The organism is Wolbachia endosymbiont (group A) of Crataerina pallida, from assembly GCF_964028475.1.
Lineage (GTDB): Bacteria > Pseudomonadota > Alphaproteobacteria > Rickettsiales > Anaplasmataceae > Wolbachia > Wolbachia pipientis.
The window spans coordinates 1009631-1026574 of record NZ_OZ034785.1; the positions used below are offsets into that span (position 1 = coordinate 1009631).

General features: G+C 34.8%; 16 protein-coding genes and 1 tRNA gene. 4 read left to right on the forward strand and 13 right to left on the reverse strand.

Going from position 1 to position 16944, the window contains the following annotated elements; translation table 11 throughout:
- Positions 1-4: 4 nt before the first annotated feature.
- Positions 5-1723, forward strand: coding sequence for a monovalent cation:proton antiporter-2 (CPA2) family protein (locus tag ABWU55_RS04885; RefSeq protein ID WP_010963130.1), 1719 nt, complete (start codon positions 5-7; stop codon positions 1721-1723).
- A gap of 30 nt (positions 1724-1753) precedes the next feature.
- Here the strand turns inward: ABWU55_RS04885 and ABWU55_RS04890 are convergent, their stop codons facing one another.
- Genes ABWU55_RS04890 through ABWU55_RS04905 form a run of 4 tightly spaced genes read right to left on the reverse strand, consistent with a single transcriptional unit; the run spans position 1754 to position 4044 of the window.
- The gene (locus ABWU55_RS04890; protein WP_070357010.1) at positions 1754-2371 is read right to left on the reverse strand and encodes an SURF1 family protein; all 618 of its coding nucleotides are present in this window, start codon (positions 2369-2371) and stop codon (positions 1754-1756) included.
- Position 2372: 1 nt separating this feature from the next.
- On the reverse strand, positions 2373-2849 hold the full coding sequence (bfr, locus tag ABWU55_RS04895; protein WP_010081932.1) for a bacterioferritin: 477 nt from the start codon (positions 2847-2849) through the stop codon (positions 2373-2375).
- A gap of 59 nt (positions 2850-2908) precedes the next feature.
- Complete coding sequence (locus ABWU55_RS04900) at positions 2909-3406, reverse strand: RDD family protein (protein WP_010081931.1); 498 nt, start codon at positions 3404-3406, stop codon at positions 2909-2911.
- Positions 3406-4044, reverse strand: a complete 639-nt coding sequence (locus ABWU55_RS04905; protein ID WP_010081930.1) for an HAD family hydrolase — start codon at positions 4042-4044, stop codon at positions 3406-3408. Before ABWU55_RS04905 ends, ABWU55_RS04900 begins: the two co-directional genes overlap by 1 nt.
- A 167-nt stretch (positions 4045-4211) precedes the next feature.
- Between ABWU55_RS04905 and ABWU55_RS04910 the strand changes: the two genes are divergently transcribed.
- The 3 genes from ABWU55_RS04910 to ABWU55_RS04920 all read left to right on the forward strand — a co-directional run bounded on the left by ABWU55_RS04910 (position 4212) and on the right by ABWU55_RS04920 (position 7076).
- Positions 4212-5036: a hypothetical protein gene (locus ABWU55_RS04910; protein ID WP_022626161.1), complete on the forward strand. Its 825-nt coding sequence runs from the start codon at positions 4212-4214 to the stop codon at positions 5034-5036.
- An 857-nt stretch (positions 5037-5893) separates the two neighbouring features.
- Complete coding sequence (locus tag ABWU55_RS04915) at positions 5894-6424, forward strand: phospholipase D family protein (protein ID WP_010963125.1); 531 nt, start codon at positions 5894-5896, stop codon at positions 6422-6424.
- Positions 6425-6533: 109 nt separating this feature from the next.
- Entirely contained in the window at positions 6534-7076 is a 543-nt protein-coding gene (locus ABWU55_RS04920; RefSeq protein WP_006279913.1) for a hypothetical protein, read from the forward strand.
- Positions 7077-7414: 338 nt separating this feature from the next.
- On the opposite strand, the gene rnc is transcribed toward ABWU55_RS04920, so the two are convergent.
- The 9 genes from rnc to atpG form a co-directional block, all read right to left on the reverse strand.
- The gene (gene rnc / locus ABWU55_RS04930; RefSeq protein ID WP_006279914.1) at positions 7415-8113 is read right to left on the reverse strand and encodes a ribonuclease III; all 699 of its coding nucleotides are present in this window, start codon (positions 8111-8113) and stop codon (positions 7415-7417) included.
- A 90-nt stretch (positions 8114-8203) separates the two neighbouring features.
- Positions 8204-9271: a quinone-dependent dihydroorotate dehydrogenase gene (locus tag ABWU55_RS04935; protein WP_007548704.1), complete on the reverse strand. Its 1068-nt coding sequence runs from the start codon at positions 9269-9271 to the stop codon at positions 8204-8206.
- A gap of 121 nt (positions 9272-9392) precedes the next feature.
- A tRNA-Cys gene (locus ABWU55_RS04940) sits at positions 9393-9464 on the reverse strand.
- A gap of 5 nt (positions 9465-9469) precedes the next feature.
- The gene (locus ABWU55_RS04945; RefSeq protein WP_209473361.1) at positions 9470-10366 is read right to left on the reverse strand and encodes a class I fructose-bisphosphate aldolase; all 897 of its coding nucleotides are present in this window, start codon (positions 10364-10366) and stop codon (positions 9470-9472) included.
- A gap of 64 nt (positions 10367-10430) precedes the next feature.
- Positions 10431-12737, reverse strand: a complete 2307-nt coding sequence (locus tag ABWU55_RS04950) for an AAA family ATPase (protein ID WP_353286194.1) — start codon at positions 12735-12737, stop codon at positions 10431-10433.
- A 203-nt stretch (positions 12738-12940) separates the two neighbouring features.
- A complete protein-coding gene (locus ABWU55_RS04955) occupies positions 12941-14149 on the reverse strand; it encodes a DEAD/DEAH box helicase (RefSeq protein WP_174515734.1) in 1209 nt (402 codons plus the stop codon).
- Between the two features lie 53 nt (positions 14150-14202).
- Positions 14203-14454, reverse strand: coding sequence for a cold-shock protein (locus ABWU55_RS04960; protein ID WP_006279919.1), 252 nt, complete (start codon positions 14452-14454; stop codon positions 14203-14205).
- Between the two features lie 174 nt (positions 14455-14628).
- The gene (locus ABWU55_RS04965; RefSeq protein ID WP_010081974.1) at positions 14629-15963 is read right to left on the reverse strand and encodes a TldD/PmbA family protein; all 1335 of its coding nucleotides are present in this window, start codon (positions 15961-15963) and stop codon (positions 14629-14631) included.
- A gap of 18 nt (positions 15964-15981) precedes the next feature.
- Positions 15982-16854: an ATP synthase F1 subunit gamma gene (atpG, locus tag ABWU55_RS04970; protein WP_010081973.1), complete on the reverse strand. Its 873-nt coding sequence runs from the start codon at positions 16852-16854 to the stop codon at positions 15982-15984.
- Between the last annotated feature and the right edge of the window lie 90 nt (positions 16855-16944).

Below are 16944 nucleotides of genomic sequence, written 5' to 3' on the forward strand. Positions count from 1 at the left end.
TATCATGCACAGTGGCTCTCAGCATTTGTTTGATATTATAATTTTGCTTTCTGCTGCTGTGTTTATAGTCATAGCATTTTGGAAAATGAATATTAGTCCAGTGCTTGGTTACTTCGTTGCAGGTGCAGTTATTGGTTCTCACGGATTTAATCTGATACACTCAGCTGAAGCAATGGATAATCTTGCAGAATTTGGTGTAGTTTTTCTATTATTCATTATAGGCCTTGAATTGACATTTGAACGCCTGATCGCTATGCGTATTCATGTATTTGGGTTCGGTTCTCTTCAAGTTATAGTTACCATGGTAGCAATATGGTGCATCGCTCTTGCTTTCGGAGTGAATACGAATATAGCAACAGTTATTGGTGGTGGGCTTGCGCTATCCTCAACAGCAATAGTGTTGCAGGTTCTGCAAGAAAAAGGTTCTCAAGCAAGTCAGGTTGGTAGGTTGTCGATAGCAGTGCTATTAATGCAAGATTTTGCAGTGGTACCATTAATAGTATTGGTACCTTTACTTACTGGCAATTCTGAGCACAGCCTGATAAGCTCATTGGCAGGTTCATTGGTGCAAGCAGCTATTGCATTAGTGCTGATATTTATAACTGGTAGATTATTGCTTAGACCTTTATTTTCGGTTATTGCTAAAATGGAAAGTAATGAGATCTTTATATCAACAACGCTTTTAATAGTATTAGGAGCAGCATTTATTACTGAGCAATTCCATTTATCGTTAGCATTAGGTGCATTTGTTGCTGGATTGTTAGTTGCAGAAACAGAATATAGACACTCAGTAGAACACGCAGTATTGCCATTTAAAGATTTGTTTCTTGGCTTATTTTTCATGACTGTTGGTATGTCCATCAATACCGAACTTTTACTCAATAAGTTACCACTAATTACTTTATTATCGATTATCCTTATCGTTTTAAAAACATCTATTATATATATATTGTGTAGATTTTTTGGGTTTAAGAGTGCACCTGCTATACAAGCTGGGTTACTGCTTTCACAAGGCGGTGAATTTGCGTTTATTTTGTTTCGCTTAGCAGATGAGCTAAATGTGCTACCAAGTGAAATCGCTCAAGTACTTATGATGGTAACTACAGTAACCATGGCTTTCACTCCTCTTTTATCGGGGCTTGGAGATTGGATAGCAAACTCATTTAGCACTGAGAAAACAATATTAGATGATGAAGCTGTTGAAACAGATACACAAGATCTTTATAACCATGTGATAGTTGCTGGATTTGGTAGAGTGGGATATATGGTAACAAAAATGCTTACGGCAGAGCATTTAAGTTACGTTGTTGTAGATATTCAATCGAAAATAGTCAAAGAAGGAAAAAGTGATAGTTTTCCTATATATCTTGGAGATGTTACAAGATGTGAAATTTTAAAATCGGTAGGAATAGAAAGAGCTCAAGCTCTCGTTATTTCAATAAAGAATGAAGTTACTATAAAAAAAGTTGTTTCTTTAGTTGCAGCAAATTTTCCGCATGTAAATATTGTAATACGCTTACCAGATCTGAGTAATGTGGAGGTTTATAGAGATCTAGGAGCTAGTAAAATTATTCCTGAAACATCTGAGATAGGATTGCAGCTAGGTGGAGCTGCACTGAGCCTTAGTGGTATTAGCGAAAGTGGAGTTACGTCTTTAAAAAGTAGATTCAGAAAAGGCAATTACAGTATGTTAAAAGACCTTGGTAGTGATAAAGATGAATAACTACTTCTCTAATTTTATGTACAGAAAGCTTCAAGCTTTATTGAGGTTTTGCCTATAGTAAATTACGCACATAATCAACCAAATTAAGGAAAGTGCAAACCAAGTGATTGCATATTCCAAATGCTTCATTGGCTGTATAGCTACTTTGCTGCCAAAATTGTTCGGCCACAATACACACTTCTCTAGCTTAATACCTAACTCATTGGAAATTTCTTCTGTACTCAGGGTAAACCATGTATTCGAAGCAGTATCGTTCTTGATAAACCAATTTTTACTTTTATTGCTATCGCAATATAAAATTCCATCTGCAACTACTTTTTCAATTTTTACTTTTTTCTCCTTTTTTTCTCCGACTATTCCTTTATTCACCAACATGTAACGTCCAGTGGTGAGCAACATAGGAGACAGCACGTGATAGCCGTGTTGCCCTGCAAAAACATATAGTTCTATGTCACTTAGAATCCCATCAATCTTGACATGCCTATAGTTAAATTTTTCAAGGTCGTTATTGGGCAACAGATGAACAACAGGAAGACTCATATTTTTGATAATATTATTCTTCCAGTTCAATCTGAATACTTGCCATAATCCTAATAAAAAAAGGAGCAAGCAAGGTACAATTAAAATAAATACTATTTTTTTTAACACTCTATATTTGTGTTCTTAAATAGTTTTCAACACCCATTAGTTCAATAAGGTCAATCTGTTTTTCAATCCAATGGAAGTGCTCTTCTTCATTTTTTAACATCTCTTCTAATAACATTACACTAACAAAATCTTTTTCTTTCTCAGCGATAGAAATCGTTTCTTTGATATCCTTAATACCTTTTCCCTCTAATTTCAAATTAGCTTCTAAGATTTTCCGTATTGTGTCTTTTGTAAACTTTCCATCATGCTTTGATATTTCGTTTGTATCCTGAAAATTTGGAACTCCTTTGAATAACAAAATTCTTTCTGCCAACTTGTTTGCATGTTCAAGTTCTTCGTTAAGCTCATTTTTTACCTTTTCTGCAAATCTATTAATTCCATTGTTTTTGAGAATCGCAAAATGCAAAAGATACTGGCGTACAGAAGTTAGCTCATTGGTCAATAATTTGTTCAAATGTTTTACTATCTCTTCATTCATAATCTTCCCTTAGTTCAATTCATCAGCATAATTTATATGATAACGATAGTTATAGCAACTCATTTAATATTTCCTTTGATAACAACCGTATTAAATAGCATGTCGTGGTATGTCTGTTTTTTCTTAGAGAAGCAAGCAACTAGATACCAGCAAAGAGTGAGCAGCACCGTTAATATAGTGAGTAGCACTATTAATATATCGAAAGCGTTTATTAACACGTCCTGTTCTTGGAAAAGCTCGATGAGGATAACTATTATGTTATATAATAGAGAAAGAAAAAACTGAGAAATGCTTCTATCAAATGCTAAACTCAAATCTATTTTAGAACCGTCCAAGCTTATGGTATGTATGTTCATTAATTGCTGACCAGGAGTTGCTTGGGCTTTTGAAGATATAAAATATGTGAAGTAACTGCAATCTATACACATAGATGAAATTAACGGAAAATTCTTTAACAATAGTCTGATTAATAAGTTTGGAATTAATAAAATTGCTCTATCTATCAAATATGCGCAAAAGCGTCTTATTATACTGGCAATCTCTGTAACAGTGGTCATTACCTATCTTCTAAATACTTTATTATAAAATCTGTAAGTTTATCAAAATGTTGAAAACATAACAAATCTTCATAACCGCTTATTGATTGACCGTATATAATAGGTAAACAATTGGCATTTTGTGCACACAGAACATCTGTGATGCTATCACCAACGAAAAACACATTTTCTCTATTTATAGGCAACGTACTCTCTTCTAGTGCAAATAGCAGTGGGGTTGCAGATGGTTTATCTTCTGCAGTATCGCATGACCCAACCACTCTTTCAAAGTAGGAATCTAGTTTAAAATAGGCAACTTCTTTACGTAAATTAGTATTTTTCTTATTACTTACTATTGCTAGATAAATATTGTGGCTTTTCAGTGTCTGCAACATTTTCTCTACTCCTTGATTCAAAGCAATGTTTTGCAATAGTGCATCATCTAAATATTGTTGATATATCTGATTCGCTTTTTTCCACTGATCGCCAAATAAATTGACCATATAGCTCTTTCTCGACTCATGGGAATTTCTATCAGCAGCTTTATTACTATACCCCATTGAGTTTATGGTATGCTTAATAGCATTAAAAATATTATCTTGAGTGTCAACTAAGGTATTATCCCAATCGAATACTACTGCTAATGAGCTATCTTTCATCTCTTATATAATTATACATTTTAACTTAATAAGTAAATAGCATTTTAATGAAAAAGATATAAATAGGACGCCCTTGATAAACACTTTTTACCACAAGTTATGTTAACTGTTTTTTATATAATTAGCTAATATACTGATTATATGATATGTTTTAATAGGTAACAGGTATGGCCCAGACATCTAAAGAAAGTGTTGAAAAAAAGTTTAAAGATGTTTTTGAACGTTCTCCAGGTGCTTTTCCAGAAGGTACCTCATTAGAAAAGAAGGTTAATTATATCGCAAAAGGAACAGAGGCTCTAAAAGCTGTGAAAAGTAAGGAGCTTGAGAACAAAATGAAAAACGTTGCAGAATTGAGTCAGAAATTTGAAAGTCAAAAAGGACGTGCAGATGAAAAAGTACGTCAAGATTTTGAAAGAATTGCTGAGCTTGACCAACAATATAAAGGGAAGGGCATCTTCACAAGTGAAAAAGTTGCAGAGCCAAAAAGTGACAAAAAACTCCAAGACACTCCGAGAAAAACTACAACAGCAGTTAAAGACCTTGAACATAATACACAAAAAAAGACTACTGAAGCTTCTGTGCAAACAGCATCAGAGCACGATTCACAAACCGTTAATCCCTCAGTAAGCAAGAGTTCTGTAAAAGAGAAGCTCAACACTGAGCCGGACAAAAAAGATAACACGCCTCAACCACAAGAAAATCAAAAAGAAGAAGGGTTTTTGAGTCTTCTGAAGCGCTTTGTTAAGAAAATATTAGAAAAATTTTTAGGTGAAGGTGAAAAGGATGTAGAGAATGCTCGTGGCATGAAAGAAGATGCTCAAAGAGATACGTCAAATAACGAAGAGCAACAAAAGAGTAAGCAGCTTGATGAAATTTTAAAGGACAAAAGTGTAAGCGAGGGTTTGAAGCAGGCAACAAAGCTTGAAAACCCGGCAATAACGCCTGTTAATACTCCTAAAGTGAATGAAGTAAACACGGGTCGTGAAAGGTGATCCGCTTTCAAGCTTCATTATACCGCCACAAACCGTCATACCGCCGCGGTATCTCATCCGCTAACAAGTAGCGGGATGACGATTGTCAGGGTGTCATCCCAGTGTCCCTATGATGTCATCCCAGTGCCCTGACTACTTGGATCTAGCAAGCTTTGCTTGCAAATAAGTCTAATACGCGTCGCGTTTTATGCCAAAACACAATTGGAGTTACATGCAAAATAGATCCCAGTGTCAGCTACTCGGATGACAAAAAAAGGAGCACTGGGATGACACCATTTGTTGTATTTAACAAAGTTCGTACTTAGCTTCATGTTAGCTATAAACATTAAGAAATTTACCAAGCGAAAAAAAAGGCAAAAGAAGCCCCAGCTAATATCTATTTTAGAACATTGGCGTTTTTTAAGTCTTAAACACTGCAATTTAGCTGCTTTTAAATGCAACTCACCTTAGTTTAAATGTTTAAGAAATTTACTAAGCAGAAAAAAAGGCAAAAGAAACCCCGTGTTAGCTAGTTGTCACTCCCTAATCCTGCAAATTGGCGTACTATACTGTCTTAAACGACTTATAAGCGCGTTTCAGCTTGTGTAGGTAAAAATCTAGAAATATTGTGAAGACATAAGGTACACATAGTGCAAAAAATTAAAAATAAGACGCCAACTACGTTGTTTTCTTGCTGTTTAATCTGCACAGATGAAGATAACTGAATACCTTCAGTTTCATGATAAGGGGGCTGGCGGAGTTTGTCAAGTAAGTTTTTTCGTTTCTAACGGTTGTTGCCAAAAACTATGCAAGAAGTCTATTGACAGGTGATTAAATTATAATGTAGCCTATCGCCGTATATCCGGGGGTGGGTTGTTGTGAGGCTTTTTCACTTTTTATTCTTGTTAATGTGTTTTTCTCTGTATTACTATGCGGGTTTTATATTTTCGCCCTGCCCAAAAGCTACGGTTTGCTTTTCACCTGGAGAAGATTGTGCTGTACCGATAATCAACGTAATAGATCAGTCTAAAAAATCTATCTTAGTTCAAGAATATACATTTACTCTTGGAACAGTTGCAAAATCTTTGATTAATGCTAAAGAACGCGGTGTTGATGTTAAAGTCATCTTAGATAAATCGCAACTCTACTCAAAATATAGTGTTATAAATGAATTATTTTCAGGTGGAGTACCAATTTGGATCGATGATAAGCCAAAGATTGCTCATAATAAGATAATGATTGCTGACAATCAAAAAGTCATCACAGGGTCATTTAACCTTAGTAAGACAGCTAAAAAAGGAAATGCTGAAAATTTATTAATTATTACAGATTATCCTGAATTGATTCAGCAGTATGTGAAAAACTGGGAGGCACGAATGTCACAATCTTACAAATACGCTCCCAACTAATCGAGAGCGCTTGCTCAAAATCAGTTTTAAAAACAGCAAGGGAGAGCTTTTTTGATTGATTGGCATAATGATTATGATATAATGAACTAAAAATTTAAGGAATAAAGTAATGGATTATATAAATGATGCTGCCGGTAGCTACACTGCTATTCATGATTTTTTTCAAAACAACGGTGTTGGAGATTACAAAGTTCAATGCAATTATGGTGGGGTGCCGTATGCTACTGATGAGTACGTGCATTCTGGCGATAAATTTTGGAGTAATAATTTCATAGACTCACATTTTGGCAGGGAAATAAAAATGTATCCTCAAAGTGAACTTTTAGCTAAAGAATATGCTGGAAATACGTTGCCAGTTTCAATATCACTAGATAAGGATTTAATAAAAATGAAGGAATGTCAGAAAAAAACGAAATTTGTGGAACTAGAAAGGGAGTCAGGTGATTTAGTGCATGATAAGCAAAAGTATGTAAAGTGTTACACAACAAAGCTATCATATGATGATGTACATATTTACAATAACGATAAAGTTTCAACATTTAGCATAAAATACGACGTGCCAAATGATCCGAAATACAGTTTAAATATAACATTTACAAAGGTTAATGATAATAAACCAGGATTTTGGCAGAAATTTAAAAATATGTTTTAACGTGACCATTCACTGGTTTTTACTCAATCAACCAACAACAGTTAATATCAAATTTTTATAATTAAAAAATATGCTATTTTTTAAAACTTTCATTCTCCTTGACTCTGTCAACTTCACAAAACAACTCTTGGACCAAATGTATCTGGCATAACACCTTTTGGTAACTTGCTACTTCTTTTTTTCCGCATCTCCGACAACAGCCATTGATATTCCACTACATAAGGCTTGATTTTTGGTAAATCAACTTTTTTATGAATAATACTATGCTTCTCCTTAAATTGACCATTTACCCTAAACGCTATTAGCTTCCTTAAAATTTACATTAATGCCTATTTTGCCTAAACTGAAGCGTCTTTTCCAATTTTTTCTAGCATCAACTCAGCAGCTTTTTGTTCAGCAATCTTTTTACTAGAAGCGCATGCAGAAACTTTACCATAATCTTCTATGCAAACTGATATAGTAAATTCAGGATTGTGCGCTGGTCCAGTTTGTTTTACAAGCTCATACTCTGGTAAAGGCAATTTGTTTTTCTGAGTCCACTCTTGCAGTGAGGTTTTAGGATCTTGAGGGGGGTCAAGCATGCCTTTAGCTAGCTTTTCCCAATATTGGATAATAAATTTTTCAACATTTTCAAGCCCGCCATCAATATAAATTGCACCTATTAGTGCTTCAAGCGAGTTTTCTAAATTTTTTAAGTTACATCTCCCTCCATTGCAGCGTTCACTATTATTCATGATGATAAAGCTGCCTAATTTTATTTCTTTAGCAACATTAGCAATGGTGTTGCCACAAACTAAATCCGTCTTTCTTTTTGCCAATGCTCCTTCTTTTTCTTCAGGAAATAGTTTAAACAGTGTGGCAGATACAACCATATTCAAAACACTATCGCCCAAAAACTCTAGTCTTTCGTAGCTTACAATCTGGTTTTTGCTATTCCTTTTATTTACGCTTGGGTGAGTTAGTGCCTCTTCTAATATTGCATAATTTGTAAATTTATAATCAATGATCTTAGATATTGCATCATTCAAACTCTTCATACCAATTATTTAAAAGAAAAGCACTTTCTACCACCTTTATACCAGAGAATTAGTTTTATTTTATTAAAATAATACCACCAACTTCCAAAATTAATGTATACAACCCACCACCTCACTAATGTTACTAAATCCATCTCTCCTTATTAGTTCTGCAAGTTCTAGATTAATTTTGTTTACAACTTGAGGTCCGTGGTATATGAGAGCAGTGTACAACTGCACCAAAGAAGCTCCTGCCTTTATTTTTTTATATGCATCAGCACCACTTGAGATTCCTCCGCACCCTATCAATAATATTTTGCCCTTAGTAAATTTGTACATATCGCCCAATAACTCGGTTGAAAGTTTAAACAGCGGTTTGCCACTCAACCCACCACTCTCATTATGGTGAGAATGCAGATTATCTCTACTTACCGTAGTGTTGCTTACTGTTAATCCGTCAATCTTATATTCCAACGCAAGCTCAGCGATATTTTCTTTCGTTTGCTGATCTACATCTGGTGAGATTTTTAATATTATTGGTATGGATTTAGAATTATCAATTGATTTTCGGGTTAGAGTTACGGATTTCAACAATTCCGATAATTCTTGCTTATTGTGCAGATTGCGTAAATTAGGCGTGTTTGGGGATGAGATGTTCAGCACTATATAATTGCTCTTTCCATATACTATCTTTATTAAGTCAACATAATCGCTGATTTGGTCCTTTGATGTACTGTTTTTTCCTATGTTGATGCCAAAAATGCAGTCATCAAGCTTGGTTTCACCTATTTGTTTAAGAAAATAGTCTATTCCTTTATTGTTAAATCCCAATCTGTTAATTACCCCTTGATCTTTAATTAACCGAAAAATTCTTGGCTTTTTGTTTCCATATTGTGGATTACGAGTTACAGTACCAGTTTCAATAAACCCAAAACCAAATGAGAGCATAGGCCTTATAACTTCTGCATTCTTGTCAAAACCTGCAGCCAGACCTATGGGGCTTCTGAGCTTATTACCAAAAAAATTCACACTCAAAGATTCTGGTAGCTCTATAGGATTCTTATAAGGCATTTTCTTTAATGCCATAATTGCCAAAGAGTGAGCAACTTCGGGCGGTAGTAAAAATAGTAAATTACGTTTGTAAAACACTTTGCTTATTTTTAGTTTATTTTTTACCATGAAACGCTATAAGAGTATAACCATAACTTGAAAAGAAATTGATTTTACTATGGACAAGCTTTCTCTATAGGTTACACACTTAAAGCTACTGTTAACTTTTACAAGATATAGAGAATGAAAGAGGCCGGGACCGGAATTGAACCGGTATAAAAGGATTTGCAGTCCTCCGCATAAGCCATTCTGCCACCCAGCCGTTTTTTATGTGTAGATATCCATTATATCTTTTAGCATAGATAAAGCCTCCTCCCTTTTGCGTTGAAAAGTGTTACGTCCAATGATTGAACCATTACCGCCACCCTGCTTAATTTCTTTCGCTTCATTGTATATGTTATCTACTTCCTTCGATTCACCACCAGAAAAAACTACTATTCTTTTCCCTGCAAAACAAGACCTTTTAACATATTCAATTCTTTTAGATAATGATTCAATATTTTCTGTTTCTATTTTCTCCCTTTCCAAATATTTAGTTGGAAGTTTTACTTTTATTATATTAGCGCCAAGCAAAGCTGCTATGTGTGCAGCATAGGCAATAACATCAACTGCTGTTTCACCTTCTTTGGAAATCCCTTCACCGCGTGGATAAGACCATAGCACTACTGCAAGCCCGTAAGATTTGGCTTCAGCTATGATTCCACGGGCTTCCTCCATCATATCGAAACACTTAGCAGAACCAGGATATATAGTAAATCCGACAGCTAAGCAGCCCAAACGCAGCGCATCTTTCACAGAAGAGGTTATTGCCTGATCAGAGGTTAGATCCTTTGAATGTAAAGAGTTGGAACTATTAAGTTTCAAAATAAGTGGGAGCATTCCAGCATAAGTTGCAGCACCAGCTTCAATCATACCAAGTGGAGCAGCATATGCACTTACTCCCGAATCAACCGCAAGCTGAAAATGATAATGTGGGTCATAAGCATCAGGGTTAACTTCAAAACTTTTAATTGGACCATGCTCAAATCCTTGATCTACTGGCAGAATCACTAACTTGCCAGTGCCGCCAAGCTTTCCATGCATGAGAATACGAGTAAGATTTGCTTTTACCCCAGGGTTTTCACTTTCGTAGTAGCTTAGGACTTGTTTTACTTTATCACTTATCACTATAATTCAAATTGAATTTAAGTTATAGATTGTAACAAAGATGAAGTTCAATACAAGGATTTTAAACTATATCAAAAGCAATTTTATTTTCTACTTTATTCATATAGATTCTTAATTTCTTTCCTTTTATTAATTTACGATTCAGTATTTCTTCCGCTAAGTAACTTTTTATCTCTTTTTCAATAAGTCTCTCTATCGGACGTGCTCCCATTTCCTTACTATAACCTGTTTGTGCAAGATAAGATTTCACTTCATCTTCTACCAAGCAGTTTATGCCTTTTTGCGTCAGCTGCTTTTTCAGTTCCTGAATAAATTTATCTACAATATGCAGAATTATATCCGCATTTAAGTCAGAAAAAGAAATAATCGCATCAAGACGATTACGAAATTCAGGGCTAAAAACCTGTTCTATCGCTTTTTCACTATCACCAGTGTTAAATTTTTTATGCCCAAAGCCAACAAAACTTTTGCTGCGTTCAGCTGCTCCTGCATTAGTTGTCATAATTAAGATTATATTGGAAAAGTTAACTTTACGTCCGTAAGTGTCTGTAACGCAACCATAATCCATAATTTGTAGCAATATATTATAGATATCGCTATGAGCCTTTTCAATTTCATCAAGCAGCACAACACTATATTGATTATTAAATACAGACTCTGTGAGTAATCCACCCTGATCATAACCTACATATCCAGGAGGAGAACCAATCATCCTTGATATCGTATGAGACTCAATATATTCGGACATATCAAAGCGTATAAGATTCATGCCCATGCTTTCTGCTAATTGTTTTGCTAGCTCGGTTTTACCAACACCGGTTGGCCCTGCAAAAAGATAATTTGCTAAAGGCTTATTGTAATTTCTCAACCCAGATTTAGCAATTTTAATAGAATTAACAAGAGATTCTATTGCCTGCTCTTGGCCAAAAATCACCTTCTCTAGATTAGCTTTTAAAGACTTTACTTTCTGCAAATCATCAGATTCAGATCCGCAAGGCACATTTGTAATTCTAGTAATGGTATTCTTAATATCTCTACTATTTACAATTTTACCCCTGTTTCTTAGCAATTTACAATATGCCCCTGCCTCATCAATAACATCAACCGCTTTATCAGGTAATATTCGCCCAGTAATATACTTATGCGAAAGTTCAGCCGCAGACCTAATGGCATTCTTTGTATAATATACTCCATGATACCCTTCATAGTAGTGCTTTATACCATCTAGTATCTTTATCGTTTCGTTAACAGAAGATTCCTTAACATTAATTTTTTGAAACCTCCTCGCTAATGCTTTATCTTTTTCAAAACTATTGCTGTATTCTCTATATGTAGTTGCACCTATACAACGCAGTGTACCTCTTGCAAGCGCAGGTTTGAGTAGGTTACCTGCATCAAGAAAGCTACCACTTGTAGAACCTGCTCCAATGATAGTGTGTATTTCGTCAATAAAAAGGATAGCACCTGGTTTTGCCTCAATCGCTTTTATTATAGATTTTATTCTCTCTTCAAAATCACCTCTATAGCGTGTCCCTGCAAGGAGTGACCCTAAATCCAAAGCATAAATTATACTGGACCTGAGCGCACTTGGAACACTGTTTTCAATGATTTTGAGTACCAAACCCTCAACTATTGTGGTTTTGCCAACACCTGGATCTCCAACATATAAAGGGTTGTTTTTTCTACGCCTCAATAATATTTCTATAGTGCGATTTAATTCATAATCACGACCAATAACATAATCTATTTTTTTGCTTCTTGCATAGTCATTTAAATTTTTACAATAACTTTGTAGAATTTCCTCATCTTTTAGTAGCTCACCTTTATTTACTGTAGTAGGAGCATCATTATTTTTATCAAGTTTTACTTTATGATTAGTGGTGTATTCATCTATATCGTTAGAGTATTTCATGTTAGATATGTGGTAAATCAAATTGGAATCTTTCGCACTTTGTTTCTGCAATAGATCTTCAACGTATAAATCTTGCCCAGACAAAATTTCTACTAGAACACTTGCTCCATTTATTTCTTTTTTCCCCAAGCTATGAGCCCGTATTATTGCTCTGTGTATTATGCATTGAAACATTGAGCTAGGTTTAACTCCACTGATAATCAATTCAGAACTGCTTTGTAAAAACCCTTTTATATTATTATTATAATCATTAGCCTTAATATTGCATCTTGATAGAATGTTATCCATACTGATGATTTCATCGGCTCTGATATTACATCTTGATAAAACGTAATTTACATCCACGTCTTTAGTTAACGCCAGCAATAAATGTTCTACTTTCGCATATTTAAGATTAAAATTAGAAGCAATGAATAGTGCTCTATTCAAACTTGCCTCTAAGTTTTTGGAAATCATCTCCTATTCTCTTTAAAAGTGGGAACTCATATATAATGAATAGCACACAATTATTAAAAAAATTGAAATCCAGCAGTTCGCTGTAGCCAATTTGAATCCCACTCTGGATCTACGTCATAGCACCGCAATATCTCAGCATAGATTCCGCTAATGAGTAGCGGAATGACGAGTTTTACGCTTATCAAATTGTAGGTAAATCCTATTTAATACGCTTTTTCTAGTACTCTGCTTTTCTTCTTAAATGCATTGATCTTTTTTCTACCGTATTTAGTCTTTAACGTACTTGGCCTTTTAAAGACCTTTTTGCTGTTACGTTTTTTAAATTGCACACTACAATCAAAATTTAGCTCTCCTTCTTTGTCTGCCAGTGCAGGCAGTCTTCTCTTATCTTGAGGTGTAACAAAAGATAGCGCATACCCTTCAGCTCCAGCGCGTGCAGTTCTACCTATACGATGAATATAGTCAGCTTGCGATTGTGGTGCATCATAATTGATAACATGTTGAATGTGGGGAATATCAAGGCCGCGAGAAGCAACATCTGTTGCAACCATGATTTGATTACGGCCACGACGAAAAGAATTAATGACCCTTTCGCGCTTGTGCTGCCTTAAATCACCATGAATTGCTAAAGCGCTATAGTCATCTTTGTGCAATCTGTTAGCTAGCTGATCCGCTCCTCGCTTTGTTTTGACAAAGATAATGATTGATCCTTCGCGCTGACATAGTTGTGTAACAAGCTTTTCATATTTTTCTGATTCTGATGCATAAACAATTTCTTGCTTAATTTTTACAGAAGTTGTAACCTCACAATCAACAGAAATACGTTCTGGTCGATTAAGGTACTTCTCAGCAAGTTTTACTATATCTCCAGGAAGAGTTGCAGAAAACATAAGAGTTTGCCTTATTTTAGGCAAATGCTTCATAATTTCTTCAATCTGAACTCCAAAGCCCATATCAAACATACGATCCGTTTCATCAAGCACAAGAACGCTAACATTGCGAGTAATCAAAGTTTTACGCTCAATATGGTCTATAATACGACCAGGAGTACCTATTACAATTTGTGGTTTTTTCTGAAGCTGATTTAGCTGCCTAAAAATAGGCTCACCACCAATCAACAAAGCGACCCTTAGTGCAGAATTTTGAGATAAGAGTTTTCTTATCTCATTTGTTACCTGATGCGCAAGCTCTCTGGTTGGCACGATGACTAAAGCTGAACCAGTGTTAGGCTCATTCAGCAACTTAGCAACCAACGGAATAGCAAATGCTAAAGTTTTTCCAGTCCCCGTTTGAGCAGATCCGAGAATATCTTTACCTTGTAGCGCTAAGGGAATCGCTTGTATTTGAATCGGAGTTGGGACGAAAAGATTATTTTTATCTAGAGCTTGTCTAAGCGAAGCTGGGAGACCCATCTCATGAAAATTATTCACAATACGTTAATCCTGTTAAAAGACTTCATAATAGATTAATCTTCCAATCTTAAATTTATTGCAGATTTTTTATCTTCTCCGTTTCTACCGCGCTCCTCTTTAACCTCATAACTCACCCTTTCTCCTTTTATTCCCTTCTCTTTATTCTCTCCTTTAAGTGCCTCAGGTCTTATTCCCGAACGTTCCAATGTGCTAATATGTACAAAAACGTCACCCCCTTTACCTTCTGGCTTGATGAAACCATAGCCTTTTTCGGCATTAAACCATTTTACATTACCAAATTCCATTTAAACAACTCCTAAATTATTAACTAACATTACTAATGTGATGAAAAACTTTAAAATTACGATTGAGAATGCTTTAAGCTTAGCTATTGAAACTAAACCTTTATACTCCATAGTCTATTCTTAACATTACATGACAATAATACACAATTGTTGTACTTGATGCAAATAAATTTTTTAATCGTTAAGCGAACCTGCAACCGTCATTTCGCTAACTTTAATCGTTGGTGAATTAAATTGCCCACAAAAAGTTAGATCATCTGCAACGACTAAATTGCTAAACATATCCTTCAAATTGCTAGCAATGGTAATCTCATGTATTGGATACGTTATTTTTCCATTTTCTATAAAAAATCCGGAAGCGCCTTGGCTGTAATCGCCATTGATTAAATTGACACCAAAACCAAATAAATCAGTTACATATATTCCCTCTTTCACTTCCTGAATTAATTCTTCAAACGATACATCACCATTCTCAATGTAGAGGTTACTAGCTGCAGGAATAACTGCAGCATTACTTGCACGAGTTGCACTTCCGGTTGTTTCTGAGTCTAATTTTCTAGCCGAGTATAAGTCTAAAATCCAATTTTGTAATATTCCGTTTTTTACAAATATATTTTTCTTGCTAGTTATCCCTTCTCCATCAAATGGTCTCGATGCTATGCCTCTTGGCAACAATGGATCATCGATAATATTAATTCTATCGTTGAAAATCTGAGCGTTTAAACTACCCCTCAAGAAAGAACTGTTGCTTATAATACTGCTCCCATTTATAGCAGAAGCAAAACTTTTTACTAGCCCTTTTGCTGCTCTTTTTTCAAAAATAACTGGAAATTTACCAGTTTTCATTGTACGTGAATTCAATTGATCAACTGCTCTTTTTGCTGCTTCTTTTCCCATTAACTCTGGCAACTTTAAATCACTAAAATTACATGCTATATCATAATCGTAACCAACCTTCATTTCACTTTCTCTTCCAGCAACAACAGAGACCTGATTAGCAAAGGTTGATTTACTAAACGAGCCAATAAAACCAGAAACAGTCGATAATACTGTATTCACTAAAGCGTATGAAGAAGAGGCTCCTTCAGAATTAGTGATACTCTTATGTGCAAGGGCTGAATTTTCTGCAGCTTCAGCAATTTCTTTTAGGTTATCAACGGTTACAACATTATTATCTGAGATACTTAAATCTGCAGAAGAGATATAATTACTACCATTTACAGCAAAATTAATGCAAGGATCTTCTGGCGCATTCTTTGCCATTTCTACCACTTGGCTTACTGTATCACTCAGATTATTCAAATCGTTTGTAGAAATATACGCAGCTTTGTTTTTACCTGCTATAGCTCTGATTCCTACAGTGCAATTTTTAGATTGTGATATTTGCTCAATTTTTGATAGACGCTGAGAAACTGAAGTCTTATTAGTTTCATATATTGTAACTTCCGCATCTTGATTTTGCTTTTTTATTAGTTTAGTAATATCTGCTGCAATATTTAATATATTCATTTTCTATTCCTTAGATTTCTATAAAGATTCTGCACCACCTATAACTTCAATTAAATCAGTCGTAATCGCTGCTTGACGAGAACGATTATAAAGCAATGCTAATTTGTTCAGTATCTCTTTAGTGTTTCTGTTTGCTGATTCCATAGCAACCATTCTAGCACTATTCTCACTCGTTGCACTTTCAAGTAAAGCAGAGTAAAGAGCAATTACAACGTAATCTTGAACCAAAGATTTTAAAATAAATTCAATATTTTGTGGTTCATACTCATAGCCGTAATCTGTTGTTGGACCAGCCAGAGAGCTATCAATCAAGGATGAGTCTTTACTCCATGGTTTTATTGTTTCCAACATTGGTTTTTGCGTGAAGGTATTATAGAATTTACTATAAAAAACTTTAACTTTATCGTATTTACTTAAATCTATACCATCAACCAAAGCTTCTACGTGCTTTAACGTGATTCCCTTACTATTTTCAATTTTTAAGATACTTTTAGAGTCAAATCTATTTTTACCTACATCAAAAGCTTTTTTACCAAGAAATACAATATCTACTTTTTTGCCATTTGCGATTGACTTATTTACACGCTCTTGACTAAATTTGACAATAGAAGAGTTAAAGTTGCCGCACAAGCCACGATCAGACGCAATAATGAATACTAGGTAAGAACCGTCGTTACTGACATTTAGAATTTTTGCCAGTAATTCTTGATCAACTGATAGCATTAATGAAAAAATAATGTTATGCAGCTTAGATACATATAATTTTGAATTTAATAACTTCTTTTGGCTTTGTAACAACTTTGCTGCAGAAACCATTTGCATTATTTTCGTGGTTTTCTGTACAGACCTAATATTCTTAATTCTTAAGGATAATTCCTTTAAGCTCTTCATTTTGTATACAACCCTGATTTATTAAAATATATAACTGTTAGTGTCTAAAAGCAAGTTTTTTTGACATTAAAACCAAGTCTAGCTAAGAAA

What these genes read in the sequence shown, in the direction of transcription:
- ABWU55_RS04965 (WP_010081974.1), bottom strand. Translation starts at nt 15,963, where the DNA reads ATGAATATATTAAATATTGCAGCAGATATTACTAAACTAATAAAAAAG.
- atpG (WP_010081973.1), bottom strand. Translation starts at nt 16,854, where the DNA reads ATGAAGAGCTTAAAGGAATTATCCTTAAGAATTAAGAATATTAGGTCT.
- ABWU55_RS04905 (WP_010081930.1), bottom strand. Translation starts at nt 4,044, where the DNA reads ATGAAAGATAGCTCATTAGCAGTAGTATTCGATTGGGATAATACCTTA.
- ABWU55_RS04950 (WP_353286194.1), bottom strand. Translation starts at nt 12,737, where the DNA reads ATGATTTCCAAAAACTTAGAGGCAAGTTTGAATAGAGCACTATTCATT.
- ABWU55_RS04935 (WP_007548704.1), bottom strand. Translation starts at nt 9,271, where the DNA reads ATGGTAAAAAATAAACTAAAAATAAGCAAAGTGTTTTACAAACGTAAT.
- ABWU55_RS04910 (WP_022626161.1), top strand. Translation starts at nt 4,212, where the DNA reads ATGGCCCAGACATCTAAAGAAAGTGTTGAAAAAAAGTTTAAAGATGTT.
- ABWU55_RS04955 (WP_174515734.1), bottom strand. Translation starts at nt 14,149, where the DNA reads ATGGGTCTCCCAGCTTCGCTTAGACAAGCTCTAGATAAAAATAATCTT.
- ABWU55_RS04900 (WP_010081931.1), bottom strand. Translation starts at nt 3,406, where the DNA reads ATGACCACTGTTACAGAGATTGCCAGTATAATAAGACGCTTTTGCGCA.
- ABWU55_RS04885 (WP_010963130.1), top strand. Translation starts at nt 5, where the DNA reads ATGCACAGTGGCTCTCAGCATTTGTTTGATATTATAATTTTGCTTTCT.
- rnc (WP_006279914.1), bottom strand. Translation starts at nt 8,113, where the DNA reads ATGAAGAGTTTGAATGATGCAATATCTAAGATCATTGATTATAAATTT.
- bfr (WP_010081932.1), bottom strand. Translation starts at nt 2,849, where the DNA reads ATGAATGAAGAGATAGTAAAACATTTGAACAAATTATTGACCAATGAG.
- ABWU55_RS04920 (WP_006279913.1), top strand. Translation starts at nt 6,534, where the DNA reads ATGGATTATATAAATGATGCTGCCGGTAGCTACACTGCTATTCATGAT.
- ABWU55_RS04960 (WP_006279919.1), bottom strand. Translation starts at nt 14,454, where the DNA reads ATGGAATTTGGTAATGTAAAATGGTTTAATGCCGAAAAAGGCTATGGT.